Below are 18,378 nucleotides of genomic sequence, written 5' to 3' on the forward strand. Positions count from 1 at the left end.
CGGCCTGCACCGCATCAGAAAAAGGTAAATTCCAAGAGTGTCGTCTTCAGCCAAAACCCCGTTCTACATCACCACGGCCATCACCTACCCCAACGGCGTGCCGCACATCGGCCACGCCTATGAGTACATTGCCACCGATGCGATGGCCCGTTTCAAGCGGCTGGACGGCTACGACGTTTTCTTCCTGACGGGTACCGACGAGCACGGCATGAAGGTCGCGCAGGCTGCGGAGAAGGAAGGCATCACGCCCAAGGAGCTGGTGAACCGCAACGCGGAGATCTACAAGGCGACCCACGCGGCGCTGGGGATCTCCTATGACCGGTTCATCCGGACCACGGATGCGGACCACTACGCGGCTTCGCAGGCCATCTGGCAGAAGATGGAAGCCAACGGCGACATCTACCTGTCCAAGTACGAAGGCTGGTATTCGGTCCGCGACGAGGCGTATTACGTCGAGGACGAGACAGTGGTGAAGGACGACGGCGTCCGCTACTCGCGCGAAACGGACACCGAGGTCAGCTGGACGGCGGAGGAGAGCTACTTCTTCAAGCTCTCCGCCTACCAGGACAAACTGCTCGCCATGTACGAGGACCACCCCGAGTTCGGCGCCCCGCAGTACCGCTTCAACGAGGTCATCAGCTTCGTCCGCGGTGGCCTGGAGGACCTGTCCATCAGCCGGACCAGTTTCGACTGGGGCGTCCCGGTTCCCGGCAACGACCAGCACGTGATGTACGTCTGGGTCGATGCGCTGACCAACTACCTCACCGGCGTCGGCTACCCGGACGTGGAGTCCGCGTCCTTCAAGAAGTTCTGGCCCGCGGACGTCCATGTGATCGGCAAGGACATTTCGCGGTTCCATGCCATCTACTGGCCGGCTTTCCTGATGAGCGCCGGGCTGGAATTGCCCAAGCGCGTCATGATCCACGGCTTCCTGCAGAACAACGGCGTCAAGATGTCCAAGTCGCTGGGCAACGTGGTGGCCCCGGCGGACTTCGTGGCGCAGTACGGGCTGGACCAGGTCCGCTTCTTCCTGCTGCGCGAGGTGCCGTTCGGCGCCGACGGCAGCTACAGCCACGACGCGATTGTCGGCCGCATGAACGCGGACCTGGCGAACAACTTCGGCAACCTCGCGCAGCGTTCCCTGTCCATGGTGGCCAAGAACTGTGAGGGCAAGGTCCCCGTTCCGGCCGGTTTCAGCGCCGAGGACACCGCGCTGCTGGGGCAGGCCAAGGGACTGCTGGAGACCGCCCGCGCAGCGTTTGAAAAGCAGGAGTTCAGCCGCGCGCTCGAAGCCATCTGGAACGTGCTGGGCGACACCAACGCCTACTTCGCCGCGCAGGCGCCGTGGGTGCTGCGGAAGACCGACGTCGAACGGATGAACACGGTCCTGTACGTGACCCTTGAAGTGCTCCGCAACGTCGCGATCCTGGCGCAGCCGGTCATGCCGACGGCGGCAGGAGCCATCCTGGACAGCCTGGGCCAGCCGGAAGGTGAAGCCCGCGATTTTGCCGCCCTCGGCACGCCGATCGAAGCCGGAACCGCACTGCCGGCCCCGGCCCCGGTATTCCCGAAGTACGAGGAACCCGCCTCCTGACGCTCCCTCAGCTCCTGCCGTGCTGGGGTTCACGCTCCCTCAGGTCTTGCCGTGCTGGGGTTGACGCTCCCTCAGGTCTTGCCGTGCTGGGGTTGATGCTCCCTCAGGTCTTGCCGGGGAGCGTCCCATGTTTACCGGCGGGACGTGAGGGAGCGTCCCATGTTTACCGGCGGGACGTGAGGGAGCGTCGCAGTGTGTTCGTATATTGAGACGAATTGCCCACCATGTGGATGCTTTGGCTACGCTGAAAACATGAGCGCATCCACCATTGATCTGGCCGTAATTCCGGGCGACGGCATCGGCCCGGAAGTTATTGCCGAAGCCCTGAAGGTCCTCGAGAAGGCTGCCGCCGCTGAAGGCATCGTGCTGCAGCAGACGCATTACGAACTCGGCGCCGAGCACTGGCTGGCGACGGGGGAGACCTTGCCGGAGGATACCCTTGCGGATCTCCGCGGGCGGGACGCGATCCTTTTCGGCGCGGTGGGTGCCGCTCCCGGCGATACCAGGATTCCCTCCGGCATCATCGAACGTGAACTACTGCTCAAGCTCCGTTTCAGCCTGGACCACTACGTCAACCTGCGGCCCTCACGGCTCTACGCCGGCGTCGGCAGTCCGCTGGCCAACCCCGGCGAGGTGGACTTCATTGTGGTCCGCGAGGGCACCGAGGGACCGTACGTCGGCAACGGCGGGACGCTACGCGCCGGCACGCCGCACGAGGTGGCCACCGAGGTCTCGCTGAACACCGCCCACGGCGTGGAGCGCGTGGTCCGCGATGCCTTCCGCCGCGCCAACGAACGCCCGCGCAAGAAGCTGACCCTGGTGCACAAGCACAACGTCCTGGTCTTCGCCGGGCACCTCTGGAAGCGGACCGTCGAGGCCGTCGCCCAGGAGTTCCCCGAGGTCAGTCACGACTACCTGCATGTGGACGCGGCCACGATCTTCATGGTCACCGATCCGGCGCGCTTCGACGTCATCGTCACGGACAACCTCTTCGGCGATATCCTCACGGACCTCGCCGCCGCCATCACCGGCGGCATCGGCCTGGCAGCCTCGGGCAACATCAACATGGACCGCACCGCGCCGTCAATGTTCGAGCCGGTCCACGGCTCGGCCCCGGACATCGCCGGCCAGCAGAAGGCGGACCCGAGCGCCGCCATCCTCTCGGCCGCGCTGCTGCTGGACCACTTGGGCCATGCCGCGGCGGCCCGCAGGATCGAGGCCGCCGTCGCCGCTGACATCGATCGCCGGGACGGCAGCTTCCGCAGCACCGCCGCCATCGGCGACGCCATCGCCGCCGCGCTCTAGGAGCCGGGAGGAGCCGGGCCCTCCTGGAGCCCGGAGCACGGAGCCCGGACACCTGCGCGGGCGTAAGCTTGTTTCGAATCACCAACATGCTGCCGTGGTCCGAGGATGAACCACGTTCACACACCAGGCAGCCGACCGTGGAGGAACCATGACCCAGACTGCCCATGGCGTCGAATTCACCCAGCAGCTCTCGGCAACCCCGAAGTCCGCTGAAGAGCGTGCAGCCATACTGGCCAACCCTGGATTCGGCGACTATTTCACCGACCACACCGCCGTGGTCGATTACAGCGTCGACGCCGAGGGCAAGGGCGGCTGGCACGATGCACGGATCGAACCCTACGGTCCCATCTCCCTGGACCCCTCCGCCGCGGTGCTCCACTACGGCCAGGAGATCTTCGAGGGCCTCAAGGCGTACCGGCATGCCGACGGCTCGATCTGGACCTTCCGCCCCGAGGCCAACGCCGCCCGCCTGAACAAGTCCGCCCGCCGCCTGGCCCTGCCGGAGCTGCCGGAGGAGTACTTCCTGACGGCCATCCGCGAACTCGTCTCCGCAGACCGGGAATGGGTTCCCTCCGGCGACGGCGAAGCCCTCTACCTGCGGCCCTTCATGATCGCCACCGAGGCCTTCCTGGGCGTCCGGGCCGCCCGCGAGGTGTCCTTCCGCGTCATCGCGTCCCCGGCCGGCAATTACTTCGGCGGCGAGCTGAAACCGGTGTCCATCTGGATTTCCCGCGAGTACGCCCGCGCCGGCCGCGGCGGCACCGGCGCTGCCAAGTGCGGCGGCAACTACGCCGCGTCCCTGATCGCGCAGCAGGAAGCCGAGGCCCACGGCTGCAAGCAGGTCCTGTTCCTTGACCCGTTCAATGACAACGCCGTCGAGGAACTTGGCGGGATGAACGTCTTCTTCGTGATGAAGGACGGCTCGCTGGTTACCCCGGCGCTGTCCGGCACCATCCTGGAGGGGGTCACCCGCTCATCCGTGATGCAGGTGGCCCGCGACATGGGCCGCGTCGTGACCGAACGCAAGATCACCCTTGAGGAATGGCGCGACGGCGTGGCGTCCGGCGACATCACCGAGGTCTTCGCCTGCGGTACCGCCGCCGTCATCACCCCCATCGGCGTGCTCAAGGACGACACCGAATTCATCGGCGCCGAGGATGCCAAGGCCGGGGAAACCACCATGGCCATCCGCCAACAGCTGCTCGGCATCCAGACCGGCACCGTCGAGGACACCCACGGATGGCTGACCCGTCTGGCCTAGCCCTGCCCGCATAAGTACGACGGCGGTCCGCACCTCACGGCGCGGGCCGCCGTCGTTGCGTCCCCTGCTTCTTTGGGTCCCTCGGTGGGATGATGGTGGGGTGATCCCCGATGATGACCGTGCCCTGGTCCGCAGCACCGAGTTGACGCGCTTCCGGCTTGCCCCGAATCCTGGCCCGATGAGCCTGCACGGCACCAACTCCTATGTGCTGGCCGCGCCCGGTTCAGCCGGCGTCGTTGTGGTGGACCCTGGCCCTCTCGACGAGGAGCACCTGCACGAGCTGATGCAGTACGGTGCGGTGGAACTGATCCTCATCACGCACCGCCATGCCGACCACACCGCCGCCGCGAAGCGCTTCGCCGAGCTCACCGGCGCCCCCGTCCGCGCCGTCGACCCCGCGCACTGCCACGGCGGCGAGCCGCTCCGGGAAGGCGAGGTGCTGCACGCGGCCGGGGTGGAAATCCGGGTGCTGTCGACGCCGGGCCACACCTCCGACTCGGTCTGCTTCCACCTTCCGGCGGACGGTGCCCATGGGGCTGTCCTGACCGGGGACACCATTTTGGGCGTCGGCACCACCGTCCTGGACTATCCCGATGGCACCCTGGGGGATTATCTTCACTCGCTGGACCGGCTGGAACGCCTGGGGCCGGCCACCGTGCTGCCCGCCCACGGGCCGATGCTCCCGGCGTTGGACAGCATCGTCCGTGCCTACCGCGACCACCGGCAGGACCGCCTCGCGCAGATCCGCGGCGCGCTCGAAGAACTTGGCGAGGGAGCCGGGGTCCATGCCGTGGCGGACGCCGTGTACGCTGCCGTCGACCCGGCTGTGCGGCCGGCCGCGGAACTGTCCGTTGCCGCGCAGCTGGACTACCTGCGCTCCGCCCCCAACTAGCTCGCAGTAGGTGTCGTTCTCAGCGCTCATAGTGACAACAAATGCGAGTCAGTTGGGACGGTAGGCTAGGACCCATGCGTATCGCCCGGTTTGTAGTCGATTCTGATCCCATGTACGGCATTGTGGAGGGCCAGCCCGGCAGTGAGGAAGTCACCGTCATCAACGGCGACCCCTTCTTCCACGGCGTGGAACGGACCACCGTCAAGCACCAGTTGGAGGACGTCCGCCTCCTCGCGCCCATCATCCCGCGCAGCAAGGTCATCGGCGTCGGCCGCAACTTCGTCGAGCACGCCCACGAGCTCGGCAACGAGGTACCGGCGCAGCCGCTGCTGTTTCTGAAGCCCAACACCTCGGTGATCGGGCCCAACGATCCGATCATCCTGCCGGAGTTCTCCGATGAGGTCTCGTTCGAAGCCGAGCTGTGCGTCGTGATCGGCCGGATCTGCAAGGACGTCCCGGAAGAACGGGTCGACGACGTCGTCTTCGGCTACACCTGCGGCAACGACCTCACCGCACGGGACGTGCAGAAGACTGACCTGCAGTGGGCGCGGGCCAAGGGCTTTGACACCTCCGCGCCGCTGGGCCCGTGGATCGAGACCGAACTGGACACCGAGGACCTGCAGATCCAGGGCCGTCTCAACGGAGAGCTCCGCCAGGACGGCAGCACCAGCCAGATGATCCGCGGCGTCCGTGAGCTCGTGTCGATCGTCTCGCACGCCTTCACGCTGCTTCCCGGCGACGTCATCATGACCGGCACCCCGGCCGGCGTCGGCCTGGTCAAGGCCGGCGACCGCTACGAAGTCGAGATCGAGGGCATCGGACGCCTCTCGAACCCGGTGGTCCGCCGCTAAGGCAACGCCCGACGCGCGGTAAAGTTGGTACCACTATGACTACTCCCACCGCGCCCGACGCCGTCTCCAGCACTGCCACCACGGAAATGACCAGCGAAGTCACCGCCGAAACCCCGGTCCGGGTCCGGTTCTGCCCGTCACCGACCGGGACCCCGCACGTCGGCCTGATCCGCACGGCCCTCTTCAACTGGGCCCACGCCAAGCACACCAAGGGCACCTTCGTGTTCCGGATCGAGGACACCGACGCGGCGCGCGACTCGGAGGAGAGCTACCAGCAGCTGCTGGAGGCCCTCAGGTGGCTCGGCATCACCTGGGACGAGGGCATCGGGGTGGGCGGCCCGCACGAGCCGTACCGCCAGTCGCAGCGGTTGGACCTCTACAAGGACGTCGTCGCCAAGCTCCTGGCCGCGGGCTACGCCTACGAGTGCTATTCCTCGCCGGAGGAAGTCGAAGCCCGCCACCGGGCCGCGGGCCGCGACCCCAAACTGGGCTACGACAACTTCGACCGGGAGCTTTCCGAAGAGCAAGTCGCCGCGTTCCAGGCCGAGGGCCGGAAGCCGGTGCTCCGGGTGCGGATGCCGGATACGGACGTCACCTTCACCGACATGGTCCGCGGCGAGATCACGTTCAAGGCCGGCAGCATCCCCGACTACGTGATCGTCCGCGCCGACGGCTCGCCGCTCTACACCCTGGTCAACCCGGTGGACGACGCGCTGATGGGGATCACCCACGTGCTGCGCGGCGAGGACCTGCTCTCCTCCACACCCCGCCAGGTGGTGCTGATCCGCGCGCTGATGGAGATCGGCGTCGCCAGTTACCTGCCGGTGTTTGGGCACCTGCCGTACGTCATGGGCGAGGGCAACAAGAAGCTCTCCAAGCGGGATCCCGAGTCCAACCTGTTCCTGCTCCGGGACCGCGGGTTCATCCCCGAGGGGCTGCTCAATTACCTCTCTCTGCTCGGCTGGAGCCTATCCGCCGACGAGGACATTTTCACCGTGGACCAGCTGATCGAGAACTTCGATGTCCATGATGTGCTGGCCAACCCGGCGCGCTTCGACATCAAGAAGGCCGAGGCCATCAACGGTACGCACATCCGCATGCTGGACCCGGAGGACTTCCGCGGCCGCCTGGTTCCCTACCTGCAGGCCGCCGGCCTGGTGGGGGAGAGCCTCACCGCCCGCGAGGACGAGATCCTCACCGAGGCGGCCCCGCTGATCCAGGAGCGCATCTCGCTGCTGGGCGAGGCCCCGGAGATGCTGGCTTTCCTGTTCAAGGACGACGGCGCGATCGACGTCGCCGACGACGCGCGCAAGGGTCTCCCGGAGAACCTCGCCGAGGTCCTCGATGCCGCGCTGGCGGCCCTCGAGCCCGTTGCCGAGTGGACTGCGGAGAACATCCAGGCCGCGCTCAGGGAGGCCCTCGTAGAGGGCCTGGGGGTCAAGCCGCGGCTGGCCTTCGGCCCCGTCCGTACGGCCGTCTCCGGCCGCCGGATCTCGCCGCCGCTGTTCGAATCCATGGTCATCCTGGGCAAGGATTCGTCCCTGGCGCGCCTGCGCGCCTTCCGCGGCTGATGAACGGCGGATCAGGCTCCGACGGCGGGGTCCTCGCGGCCGGGCTGGACGGCATCCGCGGTGTGCTGTTCGACATCGATGACACCCTGGTGGACCTCGAGTTCGCCATGACGACGGCGTTGCGCGGGGTCAGCGAACACCTCCTGCCGGGCCTCGACGAGGCCGGCTGGGAGCGGTTCGGGCGGATCTTCACGCGGGAAACGACGCATTTCTACGACCGCTACCTGGCTGGCGAACTCAGCTTCAACGAACAACGTCTGCTGCGCGGCCGCGCGGCGCTGGGGCACTTCGGCGTCGAACTCGAGGACAGCGAGCGGGCAGAGCACTGGGTCAGCTCCTACGCCAGCCTCCAGCACAGCTACATCCGCGCCTTCGACGACGTGGCACCGCTGCTGGATGCGCTGGATGCCGCCGGAGTCCCGTACGGCGCCGTCAGTAACAACGTCCACGACTACCAGCGGGTGAAACTGGACGCCGCCGGCCTGGACCGCATCGGGATCCTGGTCGGCACCGACACCCTCGGCGTGGCCAAGCCGGACCCCGCGATCTACCTCGAAGGCGTCCGCCGGCTCGGCACCGGGCCCGGCGAAACGCTGTACGTGGGCGACAACCGCCTCCTCGACGCCGAAGGATCGACGGCGGCCGGCCTGCTGGGCGTCTGGCTCAATCGCGGCGGAGAGCCTGCTCCCGGCTTCGCCGGCCGCGAGGTCGCCTCGCTGCTTGACCTGCTGGCCTGACCCCGCGACAGCCCCAGACAGCAGGATCCAACACAGCAGTGTCCAGCACAGCCGCATCCAACACGTCGGGCCCAACCCAACGGCCCCGTCGGAGGAATCCTTCCTCCGACGGGGCCGTTTGCGTTACCGACCAGATGGACGGCTAGGCTGCTTGACGTGCCAGGCGGTCCTCCGCCATTCGGTCCTGTGCCATCCGGCGGTTCCGCAGGATCAGGTAAGCACCGACGGCGCCCAGGCCCAGCAATGTCACGAGGCCCACGGCCACCGCGACGTCGCCGTTGATCATGTTCGACGGCGAGACCGCAGCGGCGCTGGAGTACAGCGTGCCGGTACCCGCGGCAATCTTGGCGTTGCCGTCGGCCAGCTTGTCGGCGCCGGTGGACAGTTGCGTGGAGCCGGAAGCCAGCTTGGTGTTGCCCGCCGAGAGCTCCGACGCGCCGGAAGCCAGGGCCCCCGAACCGGTCAACAGACCAGGGTTGGCCGGGTCGGCGGGATCACCCTTGATGCCGGCGTTCAGCGCCACGGTGCCGTCGGCCAGCCGTGAGCTTCCGTCTGTCATCCGGGCCGCGGCCTTCAGCAGGCCGGGGTGCTCGGGATCTCCGGGGACCCCGTCCATGCCGACCCTGATCTTGCCGGTACCGTCCGCCAGCAACTCCGTCCCCAGCACCACGCCCGGGTTGTTGGGGTCGCGGCTGTTGAGCTTGCCCGCCAGGGTGGCGAACCCGGCGGTGAGCTTGCCGGTCCCGGCGTGGAGCTGCCCGGCGCCGGCCTGGAGCTGCCCGGCCCCGGCCTGGAGCTGGGACGCCCCCGCCTGGAGCTGGGAGGCGCCTGCATCCAGCTGGTGGGCGCCGGCGAGGATCTTCGCAATCTTGTCCTTGACCAGGGACAACGGGACGAACCCCTGGACGGGATCATTGGCGGCAGCCTGCAGCAGCTCAAGGGCCTGGGCCAGCGCCGCGGTACCCGTGCCGGCCTCCGGGTTGTTGTTGGCCCCGCGGTAGCCCTTCAGCTGGTTGGTTCCGGCCGTCAGCTGGTTGGTGCCGGCGGCCAGCTGGTTGGTGCCGGCTTCGAGCTTGCTGGCGCCGGCGTCGAGCTGGGTAGCACCGTCGGCCAGGTTGTTTTCGGCGTTGCCCGCTGCGGTGGGAGTCAGCGCCGCGGAGAGCTGCCCGGCGCCGGCGGCCAGCTTCCGGGCGCCGTCGTCCACCTGGTACACGCCCGGGGCCAGCTTGTTTTCGACGTCCGTTTGAATCTTCACTGCGCCCGTAGCCAGCTCGCTGGCACCGGCCTGGAGCTGATCCGCGCCCGGGGCGAGTTTGCCGGCGATTCCGGCGTGGATCTTCTCAGCCCCTTCCGAGACTTTGCCGGCTCCGGTGTCCGCCTGGCCCGCGCCGGTGGCGAGTTTGCCGGCACCGTCCTTGAGCTGGTCGGCGCCGGCGGCGGCCTGGGAGGCGCCGTCGTTGAGTTTGGCGGATCCGTCCGTGATCCGGCCGGTGACCAGGGTGTAGAACCCCAGCAGCGCGATCAGGAGCAGGGCCAGTATGGCGATGGCGATCTGCTGGGCACGGGTTCGGATTTGGGCGGTGGCGGCACGGCTCTGTGACACTGACTGTTCCTCTCGACGATCTCGCCGGCAACGGCTCTGCTGCCGGCCCGGAATGTGATGCAGCTAACACTCCGAAGCGGTCGTTATTCTGCCCTCAACTGGGTGGGGGAGGGGGTTGTTACTCATTGGTAACTTACCGAGAGTAAACTTGTCGCGGCCGGGTTGGCAAGGGTTTCCGGGGAAGAATCTCCAAAAGTGCGGCGGCCGGAGGGGTGCGAAGGTGTCGAGGAGGGCGCGTGCGGTCCGATTTGTGCGCGGCAAAAGTCTCGGGTAAAGTAATTACTCGTGCTGAGGCGCTGGGAGCGCGGGTTTGGACCTGCGGAACCGGCCCGAAAGTTCCATTGGGATATGGTGTAATTGGCAACACAACGGTTTCTGGTACCGTCATTCTAGGTTCGAGTCCTGGTATCCCAGCTCTGAAAGACCGCGGATTTCTGCGGCAGTTCAGGGGTTCTGAATCGGTCAAGCCGGTTTGGAACACGTTTGGAAAAAGTGCAAGGCCCCATCGTATAGCGGCCTAGTACGCTGCCCTCTCACGGCGGTAACGCGGGTTCGAATCCCGCTGGGGTCACGAATGTCCCCCGGAAACCACGGTTTCCGGGGGACTTTTTGTTACCCGAGAGAACTGTTCAACGGGTGGGCCGAGGGGTCGGAGTGGGCCGAGCGGTCGTCCCGTCCACAGGGGCTGCCCCCGGAGGCCCGAAGCCGGGCCGGTGCGGACTACGGGTTCTTGCCCTTGAGGATGAGCAGCAGGTTATGGCCTACGGTGGCTTCTTCCCGGAGGTCTGACCCCTTCAGGGCGATCGCGTAGTTGTGGATGTCGAGGAGCTTGTCGCCCGTCCTAGGGCTGAGTTCTGTTGTCACCGCAAAACCTTGACAGGCGGACCTTGGAGCAAGCTGTGAGGCGCAGAACCCCGGGGCTCCGGCTGGTCCAACTGGCATGATGATGCTGTGAGCACCAGCGAAAGCGCCGACCGGACCGGGCAGTCGTCACCCGCTGCCCGGCAGGCGGCCGCCGTCGAACTGCTCGAGACCGTCCGACGGGAGCTCTCCGCGGTGTCGCTGCCGCTGGCGCTGCCCGGCGCCGAGACAGCACGGCTGGACATCCGCCACGCCGTGGCCCAGCTCGACGACTACATCCTGCCCCGTTACCGCAGCCTTGACGCGCCCCTGCTGGCCGTCGTCGGCGGCTCAACCGGCGCCGGCAAGTCCACCCTTGTGAACGGACTCGTGGGCCACGCCGTCACCCGCGCCGGCGCGATCCGGCCCACCACCCGGCAGCCCATCCTGCTGCACCACCCGGACGACGCCGCGTGGTTCGAGGACCAGCGCGTGCTGCCGAGCCTCAGCCGGATCCGCGGAACCGTGGTCACCACAGCGGTGCCGGCCGCCCCGGCCGGGCCCAGTCCCGGCGCCGACACCGGCGCCGTCACCTCGCTCGTGCTCGCCGCCGACCCGGCCGTGCCACCAGGGATCGCGCTGTTGGATGCTCCCGACGTCGACTCCGTCTCCGAAAACAACCGCAGATTGGCGGGCCAGCTGCTCGCGGCCGCCGACCTGTGGATCTTCGTGACCACCGCCAACCGCTACGCCGACGCCGTCCCGTGGCGCCTGCTGCTGGACGCCGCCGCGCGCGACATCATGGTGGCCGTGGTGCTGGACCGGGTGCCCCCGGCCGCCGAGGAGGAGGTCAGCGCCGATCTCCGCTCCATGCTGGGCCGGCAGGGACTGGCCGCCGCCCGGCTCTTCGTCATTCCCGAGGTGGTCCTGGACGCRGCGGCCATGCTGCCCGCAGACGCTCTGGACCCGCTCCGGCGCTGGCTTGAGGAACTCGCCGCCGACGCCGCGGGACGCGCGGGGATTGCCCGCCGGACGCTCAACGGCACGGTCAAGGCGCTGGGCGGCCGGGTGCAGGCCGTGGCGGAGGCCGCCGCCGCCCAGCACCGCGCCGCCGCCCTGCTGAGCGCGGATGTCAGCGGCGCGTACCATGACGCCGTGGGACGGATCCTGGACGCGACCCGGGACGGCGCCCTGCTCCGTGGCGAGGTTCTGGCCCGCTGGCAGGCCTTCGTAGGAACCGGGGAGTTCTTCCGCGCCATGGAGCAGAACATCGGGCGGCTGCGGGACCGGATGGGCGCCTTCTTCCGCGGCGAACCGACCCCGGCCGTACGGGTGGAGACCGCGATCGAGACGGGCCTGCAGGCGGTCATCCTCGATGAAGCCGCCAACGCCGCCGAGGAAGCCGACCAGCGCTGGCGCTCCGACCCGGCGGGCCGGCAGCTGCTCGGCACCGACGACCTCTCCGGCACCAGCGAGGGCTTCGCCGACGCCGTCGCCGCCGAGATCCGTGCGTGGCAGGGCAGCCTGATGGAACTGATCCGCACCGAAGGCCAGGACAAGCGCAGCCAGGCCCGCTGGCTATCCTTCGGCATCAACGGCCTGGGTGCGGCGCTGATGATCGTGGTGTTCTCGATGACCGCGGGCCTGACCGGCCTGGAGATCGGCGTGGCCGGCGGGACCGCCGTCGTCGGCCAGCGTGTGCTCGAAGCCGTTTTCGGCGAGGATGCCGTGCGCCGGCTGGCCAAGACGGCGCGCGAGGATCTCCAGACCCGCTGCGAGCGGCTGCTGCAGTCCGAACGCCAGCGGTTCCTGGCCCGCCTTGACGTGCCGGAGGCCGTTCCGCCGGACACCCTGGCCGGACAGGCCGCGGCGCTTGGCCGGCTGGCGGCCTCCGGATGAACCGCCACGGCGCCGCGCGGGAAGCCTCACAGCTGCAACGCCGGCTGGAAGCCCTCAACCAGGCCAGCGAACTGGGCGCCGGCGCCCTGCCCGACGAAGCCCTGGACGAGGTGCTCGAAGTGCTGGAGCGCGCAAGTTCCCGGCGCTCACTCTCCGCGGATCACACCGTGGTGGGCTTTTTCGGCGCCACCGGAAGCGGGAAATCGTCGCTCTTCAACGCCGTCAGCGGAGCGGAAATCGCGACGGCGGCCGCGCGCCGCCCGACGACGTCCGAACCGCTTGCCGGCATCTGGGGCGCCGCCGGCAGCGAGCCGCTGCTCGACTGGCTGGAGGTCAGCAGCCGGCACTACGCAGCCGCCGTGCCCGGCTTCGCCGACGAGGGCACCGGGCTGATCCTGCTCGACCTGCCCGATTTCGACTCGACCCGCGCGGAAAACCGGCAGATCGTGGAGCGCATGGTGGGGCTCGTGGACGTGCTCGTATGGGTGCTGGACCCGCAGAAATACGCCGACGCCGCCGTCCACAACGACTTCCTCGCCCCGCTCGCCTCGCACGCGGCCGTCACCCTGGTGGTGCTCAACCAGGTGGACCGGCTGCCGCAACCCGAGATCGGCCCGGTGCTGGAGTCACTGAAGGCCATCCTGGCGCGGGACGGGCTGGGCACGGTGCAGGTACTGGGCGCCTCGGCCGTGGTCGGCACCGGCGTGGACAAGGTGCGGGCCGCCATCCGGCAGGCCGCACTGCAGCGGCTGGCGCTCTCCCAGCGGCTGGCGGCCGATGTGGACCGCGCGGCCGCGCGGCTCGCGGCGGCGTCCGGCGCCGGCGAGGCGCACGGCGTCAAGGCCAGCACCAGGGACCGGCTGGCCGCGGAACTGGCCGTGGCGGCGAATGTTCCGCTGGTGGTGGACGCCGTGGCGCGCTCCTACCGGCAGGAAGCCACGCGGCGCACCGGCTGGCCGGTCACCCGCTGGATGGTCCGGTTCCGGGCCGACCCGCTGCGACGGCTGAACCTGCGCCGGGCGGGGGAGCGGCCGGAGCTGAACCGGACCTCCCTGCCGCCCGCCGGAGCCCCGGCACGGGCCCGCACCGACGCCGCCGTGCGGGAGTTTGCCGACGCCGCGTCCGACGGCGCGCCGGGCCCCTGGCGGGCGGCCATCCGCGGCGTGGCCCGTGAGGGACGGGAGCGGCTTCCGGATGCCCTCGACCAGGCGATTGCCGGTACCGATCTCAAGGCCGGGCGCAGCTCGTGGTGGTGGACTGCCTTCAATGTGCTCCAGTGGCTGGGCCTGCTCATTGCGCTCGGCGGCCTGGGCTGGCTCGGTGTGCTGGCCGGGCTGGGGTACTTCCAGCTGCCCGTGCCCGAGGTGCCCCGGGTGCAGGGCTGGCCGGTCCCGACGGTGCTGGTGGCCGGCGGCGTGCTGCTGGGCATCGTGCTGGGCCTAGCGGCGAGATTTATCGCCGGCGCCGCGGCACGCGCCCGTGCGTCGGCGGCCCGGCGGCGGTTGAATGCCTCGGTGGCTGCCGTCGCGCAGGACCTCGTGGTCGAACCGGTCGAACTCGAGATCAGCCGGCTGGCGTCCTTCAACGCCGCGCTGAAGTCGGCCGCGGGATAAGGTCGGCCGCGCGGCGGGCTAGGCGGCCAGCCCGGCGGCGGCGTCGCGGACCTTGACCAGGGTCCGCAGGTTCCGGGTGGTGGTGCTGCGCTTGTACTTTGCCTTGGCGGAGATCTTGCTGAACGGGCTGTCAAGGGTGCCGCCGGCTGGCGCCAGCCAGGCCATGGCTTCGGGGCCGAGCAGGGTCAGCTCCACCCCGCCGAGGGCCGTGCCGGCGTCGTACAGTTCAGCGAGTGCCGCGGCGTCCGAGGACAGCGTCACGTAGCTATGCGTGGCGGCGTCGTCGGCGGGGTAGGGGCAGGCTTTCACCAGTTCCGCCACGCGGGCCGCAGTCAGCACCACCACCCAGGCGTCGTAGCCGAAAGCCTCCCGCAGGCAGGACTCAAACTCGGATTTCACTTCCGCCGCCGGAAGCTCGCTGGCCAGCACGACGTTGCCGCTGGCCAGGAGCGTCGTCACGGCGGAAAACGGGCGAGCCTTCAAGGCCGCCTTGAGCTCGGCCATCTTGATGTTGATGCCGCCCACGTTGATCCCGCGCAGGAAGACCGCATAGCTGTTCATTGGGCACAGCCTAGCGGTGCCCACGAACGGCGGGCTCTAGTCGTTGTTCTTGCGCAGCGCCTCGGTCAGGACGCGGGCGGCGTTGCAGACCACTTCGGCGTGCAGCCGGCCGGGCTGGCGGGTGAGGCGTTCGATCGGGCCGGAAATGGAGACTGCGGCGATCACCCGGCCGGAGGGTCCGCGGACCGGCGCCGAGACGGAGGCGACCCCCGGCTCGCGTTCCCCGAGGCTCTGGGCCCAGCCCCGGCGTCGTACTCCGGCCAGAACGGTGGGCGTGAAGCGGGCGGCCTGGAGGCCTTCCAGCAGGCGGTCATGGTCCTCCCAGGCCAGCAGCACCTGAGCTGCGGAGCCTGCCTTCATGGACAGTTGGGTGCCCACCGGGATGGTGTCCCGGAGGCCGATGGGGCGTTCGGCGGAGGCCACGCAGACGCGCCAGTCGCCTTGGCGGCGGAAGATCTGGGCGCTTTCGCCAGTGGCGTCGCGGAGCTGCATCAGCACCGGCCCGGCGGAGGCGATGAGCCGGTCCTCGCCGGCGGCGGAGGCCAGCTCCACCAGGCGGCTGCCGAGCACAAAGCGGCCTTGGATGTCGCGGCTCACCAGGCGGTGGTGGACGAGTGCGAGTGCTAGGCGGTGCACGGTGGGCCGGGCGAGACCGGTGGCGGCCACGAGCTGCGCCAGGGTGGTGGGGCCGGCCTCGAGTGCGTCAAGCACGTGGGCAGCTTTATCGATGACACCAACGCCGCTAGAATTGTCCATGTAATGATATTGCCGTCTCAATATCTGAGATGCAAATCATTGCGCTGGCGTATTTGACGGCGGTGCTGATTCAGTGGACATCATCAACCCGTCGAATCGGGACAGTCGCTGAGCAGCGATGACAATCACGCAGTAAAGACAGCAGTGAAGGGAGCAGGCCGTGGCAAAGACATTGGCCGAGAAAGTCTGGGATGCGCACGTGGTGCGCAAGGGGGACGGCGAAGGCGCCAACGCCCAGCCGGACCTCCTTTTCATCGACCTTCACCTGGTCCATGAGGTGACGTCCCCGCAGGCCTTCGAGGGTCTGCGCCTGGCCGGGCGCAAGCTGCGCCGGCCGGACCTCACCATCGCCACCGAGGACCACAACACTCCCACGCTGGACATCGACAAGCCAATCGCCGATCTCACCAGCCGTACCCAGATCCAGACGTTGCGCAACAACTGCGCGGAGTTCGGCGTCCGGCTGCACTCCCTCGGGGACGCCGAGCAGGGCATCGTGCACGTCGTGGGACCGCAGCTTGGCCTTACCCAGCCCGGCATGACGGTGGTCTGCGGTGACTCGCACACCTCCACCCATGGCGCCTTCGGGGCGCTTGCCATGGGCATCGGCACCTCCGAAGTGGAGCATGTCATGGCCACCCAGACGCTGTCCCTGAAACCGTTCAAGACCATGGCGATCAATGTCGAGGGCACGCTGCGCCCCGGTGTTTCGGCCAAGGACATCATCCTGGCCGTGATCGCCAAGATCGGCACCGGCGGCGGCCAGGGCTACGTGCTGGAATACCGCGGCTCCGCCATCCGGGCGCTGTCTATGGAAGCCCGGATGACCATCTGCAACATGTCCATCGAAGCAGGCGCCCGCGCCGGCCTGGTGGCCCCGGACCAGACCACGTACGACTACATGGAGGGCCGCCCGCACGCGCCGCAGGGCGCGGACTGGGACTCCGCCGTCGAGTACTGGAACACGCTGCGCACCGACGACGCTGCAACCTTCGACGTCGAAGTGGACCTCGACGCCGACACCCTGGAACCGTTCGTGACCTGGGGAACCAACCCCGGCCAGGGCGTGTCCCTGTCCGCCAAGGTGCCGTCGCCGGCCGACTTCGGGGACGAGAACGCCAAGGCCGCCGCGGAACGGGCGCTGCAGTACATGGGTCTCGAAGCCGGGACGCCGATGAAGGAGATCCGGGTGGACACCGTGTTCCTCGGCTCCTGCACGAACTCCCGGATGGAGGACCTGCGGGCCGCCGCGGACATCATCCGCGGCCGCACCAAGGACCCGAACGTGCGGATGCTGGTGGTGCCGGGCTCCGCCCGCGTCCGGCTCGAAGCCGAGGCCGAGGGCCTGGACAAGGTCTTCACGGACTTCGGTGCCGAATGGCGGTTCGCCGGCTGCTCGATGTGCTTGGGCATGAACCCGGACCAGCTGGAGGTGGGGGAGCGCTGCGCGTCCACGTCCAACCGCAACTTCGAAGGCCGCCAGGGCAAGGGCGGCCGCACGCACCTCGTCTCACCCGTCGTCGCGGCGGCGACGGCAGTGCGTGGCACGCTGAGTTCGCCGTCGGATCTGGACCGCGAGCCCGCCTTGGCGTAGCCCCGGCACCGACCACCAGCATCGATCCACCTGCATCGATTCCCCCACTTCAGATCCAACCCCGCCCCAAAGGATCCGCCATGGAAAAGTTCACCACCCACACCGGAATCGGTGTCCCGCTGCGCCAGAGCAACGTCGATACCGACCAGATCATCCCCGCCGTCTACCTCAAGCGCATTACCCGCACCGGGTTCGAGGACGCCCTCTTCTCGGCGTGGCGCAAGGATCCCGCGTTCATCTTGAACCAGGAACCCTTCAGCGCCGGCTCCGTGCTGGTGGCCGGGCCGGACTTCGGCACCGGCTCCTCGCGTGAGCACGCCGTCTGGGCGCTGAAGGACTACGGTTTCAAGGCCGTGCTGTCCTCGCGTTTCGCGGACATCTTCCGGGGCAACTCGGGCAAGCAGGGCCTGCTGGCCGCCGAATTGGCCCAGGACGACATCGAGCTCATCTGGAAGGTGCTCGAAAACGCCCCCGGCACCGAGGTCAAAGTGGACCTCGTCTCCAAGACGGTCGAGTGCGGCACCGTGGTTGCTCCGTTCGAGATTGACGACTACACCCGCTGGCGCCTGCTGGAAGGCCTGGACGACATCGGCCTCACCCTGCAGCACGAGGAAGATATCACCGCATTCGAAGCCACGCGGCCCGCCTTCATGCCCAGGACGCTGCCGGCCAAGCTCTCCTGACGTCGAGCCGGCGCACAGAGTGCCGCCGGGAAGCGCCGTCGAGCTAATCCGCTGTTCGGTGCAGGACAAAGATGCCGCCGTAGGCGGGCTGGTCCAGTCGCTGCCGGTCGGTGTCGGTGTATTCGTCCAGCACAGCGTGGATGCGGGTAGCCAGATCTTCAGCGTCTGCCTCGGAGAGATGCAGCACGAAGCGGGACAGGTTGGCCAGCGCGTCCGGTCCTGCCTCCGTCAGCTCTTCCCGAAACGCCTCAATCGGTGCCAGCGGACCGCCCGGACCGGCTTCCCGCAGCGCACTGTCCAGATTCCAGGACCGGCCGGTGGAGCGGTACGGCTTCTCCAGGGCACCGCTCGCCCCGGTGCGGACTTCGGCGGGCTCGAGGAAGCCCGTGGAGAGCAATTGCCGCACGTGATAGAGCATCGTCCCCGGGTCTTGGCCCAGCCGGTCGGCGAGTTGCTTATTGGTCAGTTCGTGCAGCCCGCAGAGGCGCAAGATCCGTAGGCGCAACGGATGGGCCAGCGCCTTGATTTCCTGGGCGCTGGCCGAGGGCCTCTTCCCGTCCGCTCTCGGCTGTGCTGCATCGGTCATGTACCCATCCTACAAGTGATGTACTAGATTCA

At 68.4% G+C, this 18,378-nt stretch carries 16 protein-coding genes and 2 tRNA genes; 13 read left to right on the forward strand and 5 right to left on the reverse strand.

Features of this window, described 5'->3' with window-relative positions; all coding sequences use genetic code 11:
* The first annotated feature begins 37 nt into the window (after positions 1-37).
* The 7 genes from metG to AC1DGI_RS02050 all read left to right on the forward strand — a co-directional run bounded on the left by metG (position 38) and on the right by AC1DGI_RS02050 (position 8,211).
* A complete protein-coding gene (gene metG, locus AC1DGI_RS02020) occupies positions 38-1,594 on the forward strand; it encodes a methionine--tRNA ligase (protein ID WP_476897570.1) in 1,557 nt (518 codons plus the stop codon).
* A gap of 252 nt (positions 1,595-1,846) precedes the next feature.
* The gene (locus tag AC1DGI_RS02025) at positions 1,847-2,899 is read left to right on the forward strand and encodes a 3-isopropylmalate dehydrogenase (protein WP_476897571.1); all 1,053 of its coding nucleotides are present in this window, start codon (positions 1,847-1,849) and stop codon (positions 2,897-2,899) included.
* Between the two features lie 148 nt (positions 2,900-3,047).
* On the forward strand, positions 3,048-4,160 hold the full coding sequence (locus AC1DGI_RS02030) for a branched-chain amino acid aminotransferase (RefSeq protein WP_441403270.1): 1,113 nt from the start codon (positions 3,048-3,050) through the stop codon (positions 4,158-4,160).
* Positions 4,161-4,260: 100 nt separating this feature from the next.
* Positions 4,261-5,052, forward strand: a complete 792-nt coding sequence (locus AC1DGI_RS02035; protein WP_441403626.1) for an MBL fold metallo-hydrolase — start codon at positions 4,261-4,263, stop codon at positions 5,050-5,052.
* A gap of 74 nt (positions 5,053-5,126) precedes the next feature.
* Positions 5,127-5,903, forward strand: a complete 777-nt coding sequence (locus AC1DGI_RS02040; RefSeq protein ID WP_476897572.1) for a fumarylacetoacetate hydrolase family protein — start codon at positions 5,127-5,129, stop codon at positions 5,901-5,903.
* Between the two features lie 35 nt (positions 5,904-5,938).
* Positions 5,939-7,474, forward strand: coding sequence for a glutamate--tRNA ligase (gene gltX / locus AC1DGI_RS02045; protein ID WP_476897573.1), 1,536 nt, complete (start codon positions 5,939-5,941; stop codon positions 7,472-7,474).
* Positions 7,474-8,211, forward strand: a complete 738-nt coding sequence (locus tag AC1DGI_RS02050) for an HAD family hydrolase (protein ID WP_476897574.1) — start codon at positions 7,474-7,476, stop codon at positions 8,209-8,211. Before gltX ends, AC1DGI_RS02050 begins: the two co-directional genes overlap by 1 nt.
* A 142-nt stretch (positions 8,212-8,353) precedes the next feature.
* Here the strand turns inward: AC1DGI_RS02050 and AC1DGI_RS02055 are convergent, their stop codons facing one another.
* Entirely contained in the window at positions 8,354-9,814 is a 1,461-nt protein-coding gene (locus AC1DGI_RS02055) for a hypothetical protein (protein WP_476897575.1), read from the reverse strand.
* Between the two features lie 342 nt (positions 9,815-10,156).
* Here AC1DGI_RS02055 and AC1DGI_RS02060 point away from each other — a divergent pair.
* Positions 10,157-10,228, forward strand: a tRNA-Gln gene (locus AC1DGI_RS02060).
* Positions 10,229-10,312: 84 nt separating this feature from the next.
* Positions 10,313-10,385, forward strand: a tRNA-Glu gene (locus AC1DGI_RS02065).
* Positions 10,386-10,534: 149 nt separating this feature from the next.
* Here AC1DGI_RS02065 and AC1DGI_RS02070 read toward each other — a convergent pair.
* Positions 10,535-10,678, reverse strand: a complete 144-nt coding sequence (locus AC1DGI_RS02070; RefSeq protein ID WP_476897576.1) for a hypothetical protein — start codon at positions 10,676-10,678, stop codon at positions 10,535-10,537.
* Between the two features lie 87 nt (positions 10,679-10,765).
* Here AC1DGI_RS02070 and AC1DGI_RS02075 point away from each other — a divergent pair, with 87 nt between their 5' ends.
* Both AC1DGI_RS02075 and AC1DGI_RS02080 read left to right on the forward strand, forming a co-directional pair.
* Positions 10,766-12,553, forward strand: coding sequence for a dynamin family protein (locus AC1DGI_RS02075; protein WP_476897577.1), 1,788 nt, complete (start codon positions 10,766-10,768; stop codon positions 12,551-12,553).
* Positions 12,550-14,166, forward strand: a complete 1,617-nt coding sequence (locus AC1DGI_RS02080; RefSeq protein WP_476897578.1) for a GTPase — start codon at positions 12,550-12,552, stop codon at positions 14,164-14,166. The genes AC1DGI_RS02075 and AC1DGI_RS02080 overlap by 4 nt, the downstream gene beginning before the upstream one ends.
* A gap of 18 nt (positions 14,167-14,184) precedes the next feature.
* Here AC1DGI_RS02080 and AC1DGI_RS02085 read toward each other — a convergent pair whose 3' ends face one another.
* Positions 14,185-14,727, reverse strand: a complete 543-nt coding sequence (locus AC1DGI_RS02085; protein WP_441400932.1) for a DUF1697 domain-containing protein — start codon at positions 14,725-14,727, stop codon at positions 14,185-14,187.
* A gap of 36 nt (positions 14,728-14,763) precedes the next feature.
* On the reverse strand, positions 14,764-15,483 hold the full coding sequence (locus AC1DGI_RS02090; RefSeq protein WP_441400930.1) for an IclR family transcriptional regulator: 720 nt from the start codon (positions 15,481-15,483) through the stop codon (positions 14,764-14,766).
* A 160-nt stretch (positions 15,484-15,643) separates the two neighbouring features.
* On the opposite strand from AC1DGI_RS02090, the gene leuC reads away from it, so the two are divergent.
* Together leuC and leuD are read left to right on the forward strand one after the other, a co-directional pair.
* Complete coding sequence (leuC, locus tag AC1DGI_RS02095; protein WP_441400928.1) at positions 15,644-17,077, forward strand: 3-isopropylmalate dehydratase large subunit; 1,434 nt, start codon at positions 15,644-15,646, stop codon at positions 17,075-17,077.
* 80 nt (positions 17,078-17,157) lie between these two features.
* The gene (gene leuD, locus AC1DGI_RS02100) at positions 17,158-17,760 is read left to right on the forward strand and encodes a 3-isopropylmalate dehydratase small subunit (RefSeq protein WP_476897579.1); all 603 of its coding nucleotides are present in this window, start codon (positions 17,158-17,160) and stop codon (positions 17,758-17,760) included.
* Between the two features lie 43 nt (positions 17,761-17,803).
* Here leuD and AC1DGI_RS02105 read toward each other — a convergent pair whose 3' ends face one another.
* Positions 17,804-18,346: an ArsR/SmtB family transcription factor gene (locus AC1DGI_RS02105; RefSeq protein ID WP_476897580.1), complete on the reverse strand. Its 543-nt coding sequence runs from the start codon at positions 18,344-18,346 to the stop codon at positions 17,804-17,806.
* Positions 18,347-18,378: the final 32 nt, after the last annotated feature.

The sequence above is a fragment of the Arthrobacter sp. 05N428_2 genome (assembly GCF_056397065.1).